The organism is Psychrobacter sp. 78a-MNA-CIBAN-0178 (genome assembly GCF_040309625.1).
Classification (GTDB): Bacteria; Pseudomonadota; Gammaproteobacteria; order Pseudomonadales; family Moraxellaceae; genus Psychrobacter; species Psychrobacter okhotskensis.
Genome location: NZ_JBEOOZ010000067.1, coordinates 1 through 914, shown reverse-complemented (window position 1 = coordinate 914; position 914 = coordinate 1). Strand labels below are relative to the sequence as shown.

Genomic DNA, 914 nt, shown 5'->3' with positions numbered 1-914 from the left:
AAGCAGGTGACATCATGCCAAAAATGAAGCGGCTTGAATGGAAAACCATTTGGTATTTTAACGAGACCAATCAGTTAGACGATTAAGATACCTTATTAATCAGCTTATGGTAAATGCCAGTAAACTAATATATCGAGCAGGGTGGATAGGGGTAATTGGCGCGACGTTTGAGGTAGGGAGCTTAGCGATTTATGGTTATCGTAAGTTTAATGATGGGAATACCGCATCTTGGATTTCCAGTGGTGCAGCTGCTTTCTCGATAGGTGCTTCAGCTTATGCTGGATTAAACTTAGGATTGTTAGCAATAGCATCACCAACTGCGCTACCAGCACTACCACTATTGGCAATTATGTTTGTTGGCATGACGCTAAGTTATGTCTTTCAACGCTTGGCTTACAAGTATGATGATAAAAACAATACATTGATAGAATACTGGTTAGACAACAGCGTGTTTGGTCATAAAGCCATGCGAGGACAAGACTATTATCTGATAAATCCGTTTCAGTCAAAGTCGCCTTTCAATAGTTTGGAGCAAGACATTAGTGGCTTTATCACGGCTTGTACCTTTTTCTTAGCTAATAATCGTTTGCAAACCTTTCAAGGTAATGTACCTGTGGAGCACGAAATAAGCACAAACAGTGAGATAAGACTTCCGCCAGTCCTTGAGATTGTAAAAGAGCATCTGACCTTATTTCAAAGTCAAATTCACATTGGGAATTGGGACAAAGCAAGTCAACTGACTATAGAGGTGGTTGCTGATAAAGGTGGCAGAGAGCAAAACCTATATAAAGCGACATTCTATAATTCTGCCAGTGATGAACCTGCTGCGGGTAATATCTGAGCTATGCTGAAGAAACCGTACAACTAAACTTGGTAAACTAAGCGTATTCACAGGAGTTTACCATGACCAAGAA

General features: G+C 40.4%; 1 protein-coding gene. It reads left to right on the top strand.

Going from position 1 to position 914, the window contains the following annotated elements; genetic code table 11:
• Nucleotides 1-106: 106 nt before the first annotated feature.
• The gene (locus tag AAEY80_RS14250; RefSeq protein WP_025651826.1) at nucleotides 107-841 is read left to right on the top strand and encodes a hypothetical protein; all 735 of its coding nucleotides are present in this window, start codon (nucleotides 107-109) and stop codon (nucleotides 839-841) included.
• Nucleotides 842-914 lie beyond the last annotated feature (73 nt).

Excerpts from the sequence above, each read along its gene's own strand:
- AAEY80_RS14250 (WP_025651826.1), top strand. The coding sequence starts at position 107 with ATGGTAAATGCCAGTAAACTAATATATCGAGCAGGGTGGATAGGGGTA.